Here is a 3,771-nt window from a genome sequence, read left to right as displayed (position 1 = left end):
GATGCAGCGCGGTCTTGGGGAGGCAGCGCGGTCTTGGGGGTCTCCCCCATGAGCGACTGCCGTGGTTTCCCCCACTCGCTATTGCATCAAGACAGTGATAATTTTTGTGAAGCACCTCCCCCAGGCTTAATTAGCCGGACTTTTTGATTTTGATTTTTTTCTTTATGTTGACGATGTAATAACTTGGCTTGTTCTATCAGTTGATAGAGTTGTTCATGATTTATCCCTAGCAATCGTTTAGTTTGTTTAGGATTTTTCTGGATATAATCCCAAGTATAGCTCATGGATGATATTCCTAAAATTAATTTATCATCCTCTTATTTTACCATAACTTTATTTGTTGGAGAGGTCTAAGGGTCACAGTGGTTAGAACCAGAAGACAGTGAGTGGGATTTGGGCCTTTGGCTTGGGGTGGCGCGACGGCGAGGAGTAGTCATTGTAGGGGTAGTAGTGACAGGGATGTCCTTCGTCATCCCGAGAACTTTAAATGAAGAGCCAATTTACCAAAGCAAATTCCGGATTTTAGTAGAGCCTGTTAATGCTGAAAATGACTTAGGCAATTTAACGCCTGGTTTAGGGAACCAAAACATTAAATCTAGTTTAGACTACCAAACCCAAATTCAAGTCCTGCGTAGTCCTGAGCTAATGGAAGTAGTGCTCGCAGAAGTACAAAAAACCTATCCCGAAATTAGTTATAATTCCCTAATTGGCAATTTAAAAATTACTCGCTTAGGGAAAACTAAGATCTTGGAAATCAGCTACCAGGGAAACGATCCGGATCTGATCCTCACTATTTTAGAGCAATTAGCCAAAGTCTACCTGAACTACTCCCTGAACGAGCGCCAGACTAACTTACGCCAAGGGATTCAATTCATTGAAAACCAGTTACCATCCTTACAAGCCAGGGTAAATCAACTCCAAAACCAATTACAAGCCTTTCGAGAGCGATATCAGTTTACTAACCCAGACAGCCAAGCTGAACTAATCGCTTCTCAAATTACCGCCTTGAAGGAGCAAAACTTAGCCCTTGAACAACAATTAGTTCAAACCCGCTTCTATGTTGGTTCTCTACAAGAAGAAACTGGAGCTCTGGCGGCTCTTAGTGACGCTCCACTATCTCAGCAAATCATTGGTCAGTTAAGAAATGTCGAAACCCAAATCGCTGGGGAATTAACTCGCTTCCAACCACAAAGCACAGCGATTCGACTTCTCCAAAATCAACGGCAAAATCTCCTCCCGATCCTAGAGCAAGAAGCAGAGCGAATTTTAGGCTCCAAGTTAGCAGAAGGTGTAACTGAGGTGCAAAGGCTTGAAACCCAACGTCAAACCTTATTAGTTGCCCAACAACAGCTAGAACAACAGGCTCAACAAATGCCTGCCTTAGCCAGACAATACACCGACTTACAGCTAGAAATACAAATTGCTAGTGAGGGGTTAAACCGTTTTCGGGCTACCCGCGAAACGTTGCAAATCGAAGCCGCCCAAACCGAGATTCCTTGGGAAGTAATTGAAGCCCCAGTTCGGCCAGTGGTTCCGATCTCTCCTAACATCCAACGTAGTCTAACCTTGGGAGCTGTAGCTAGTATTGCTGTAGGCATTGGTGTGGCTTTGATTTTGGAAAGATTAGATAACGTTTATCACAATCTCGAGGAACTAAAACAGCAAAGCAAACTCCATTTGTTAGGGAATATCCCCATTAATAAACAAATAGCAGCAACGCCAAGTAATAACTCCCTAGCCAAAGTAGGAGGTTTATTGTCTAAACCTTTTACGTGGCTAATACCAGCTTTGAAGCAAAAATCAACGCCTTACATCTATTATGGGGACTCCCAATCCTCACACTTTTTGGAAGCCCTACGAGTACTCTATACCAATATTCAATTACTGAGTTCAGACCGCCCAATCCGTTCTCTGGCAATCAGTTCAGCTCTGCCTGGGGATGGTAAGTCAACCATTGCTATTTACCTGGCTCAAACAGCGGCAGCCATAGGGAAAAAGGTGTTATTAGTTGATGCAGATTTGCGTAAACCCCAAGTTCATCCAAGATTGCAATTATCCAACCAGTTGGGATTAAGTAATTTAATTCTCCAAACCCTATCCCCTGAAGACGTAATTGAGCAAAAGTTACCTGTAGCTGGCTTATCAGTCCTAACCTCAGGTCAACTTGTTCCAGATCCTACCAAGCTGATATATTCCCATAAAATGACACAATTGATGGCAGGTTTCCACGAAACCTTTGACCTCGTAATTTATGATACTCCCTCAGTTTTGGGATTAGCAGACGCTAGCTTGCTTACTTCTCACACCGATGGGTTGATTCTGGTAAGTCGCATTGGGAAAACAGATCGTTCTGCTCTGACCCAAGCTCTTGAGAATCTGAAACTGTCTCAAATTCACGTTTTAGGCATTGTTGCTAATGGTGTTAAAGGTGACTCTATTAGCCCTTACAAGTACTACAAATCCGGTTACGGAAACAATCACAAAGAACAGGATTGGGAGGAGGAGGAGAACCTTACCCCGACATTGTTCAAGTAAAAGGGAATCGGGAATCTACCTCACCTATTTTAAACATGCTATATGACCCACCTATTGCTACTAAAATCGCTACAATCAACCAGTGCTTATGCTGGCGTAATCCTGGGATTATCAAGGAGGGAATTGACCAAACTCAGTTAGTGCTTGATGATGGTGAAAATGAACGTCCAGACTTTTCGTTTCTAGTCCTTGGGGATACGGATTCAGATACGAAATATGGAGAGAAGCTGCAAGCACAAATTGCTCAACAATTACGTGAGCACATGGATACTTGTTGCTTTACGTTACACACAGGGGATCTCGTTTATCCCTTTGGGTCGGGTGAGTTTTATCTGGAGAAATTTCTTAAATTCTACCGAGAGGTTTTTGGTATTAGGAGTCCTGTCAAAAAAACTGACACTACTCGACTAGTCTTTAATCACCCGATTTTCCCTGTACCAGGAAATCATGATTACTATGACCTGACTTTTCTGCCCAGATTATTTGCTCAGTTAAGTTTACCTCTACGCCGTTGGTTAAAATCTCAGTTAGGGTTGACGCTAGGTTGGGATAGTTCTAACCAAGGCAAAGCCTATGCTCAAGCTTTTCTTGATTGCTTGAGTCAACCTCACAAGCGCAGTAATTTAGCTGAGTACCTCAACCAACACTATACTGCCAAGACCGAAACGGGAAGATGCCTGCGCTACCAACCTGGTCACTTTACCCGTCTACCTAATCGCTACTATACCTTTAGATATGGTGGCATTGACTTTTTTGCCCTTGATTCCAATACGTTTTGTATTTCTGGCTCTTCGTCTAAACCTAAGGCTGATCCTGACCTAGAGCAACTAGACTGGTTACAGCAACGGTTAATTGATTCTTGGCATGATCCTCAGGTAAGGGGACGAGTGATCTATCTTCATCACTCTGCCTATTCAACGGAAACAACCCGATGGGAGCAGCCAGATGCGATCGCAGTTCGTGGCCATTTACGCCAAGTATTGGATCAGGTGGCTGCTGCTATTGGTTCCCTACCGGAAAAACGGCCACTGGTAGATTTAATCTTAAGTGGACATGCCCATTGCTTTGAGCATTTGCGTACCCTTGATACTAAACATGCTGACTCCAATTTAAATTGGCTAGTTTGTGGCGGAAGTGGTGCTAGTTTGCGGGGTCAGCGCAAAGATGAGGTTGAAGTGATGGAAATTAGTCAGAGCGGTTATGTTCAAATGGTGGCGCGATCGCTTTTATTTATCA

3 protein-coding genes are annotated in these 3,771 nt (G+C 43.5%); 2 read left to right on the top strand and 1 reads right to left on the bottom strand.

Features of this window, described 5'->3' with window-relative positions; translation table 11 throughout:
• Window positions 1–86: 86 nt before the first annotated feature.
• Entirely contained in the window at window positions 87–284 is a 198-nt protein-coding gene (locus tag F6K20_RS28455) for a hypothetical protein (protein WP_009149795.1), read from the bottom strand.
• Between the two features lie 109 nt (window positions 285–393).
• On the opposite strand from F6K20_RS28455, the gene F6K20_RS28450 reads away from it, so the two are divergent.
• Together F6K20_RS28450 and F6K20_RS28445 are read left to right on the top strand one after the other, a co-directional pair.
• Window positions 394–2,535, top strand: a complete 2,142-nt coding sequence (locus F6K20_RS28450) for a GumC family protein (RefSeq protein ID WP_287265403.1) — start codon at window positions 394–396, stop codon at window positions 2,533–2,535.
• A gap of 35 nt (window positions 2,536–2,570) precedes the next feature.
• The coding region (locus F6K20_RS28445) for a metallophosphoesterase family protein (RefSeq protein ID WP_287296909.1) at window positions 2,571–3,771 on the top strand (1,201 nt) is incomplete at its 3' end.

Source organism: Moorena sp. SIO2C4 (assembly GCF_010672485.1).
GTDB classification, from domain to species: domain Bacteria; phylum Cyanobacteriota; class Cyanobacteriia; order Cyanobacteriales; family Coleofasciculaceae; genus Moorena; species Moorena producens.
The sequence above is the reverse complement of the archived record's forward strand: the minus strand, read 5'-3'. Positions and strand labels throughout refer to the sequence as shown.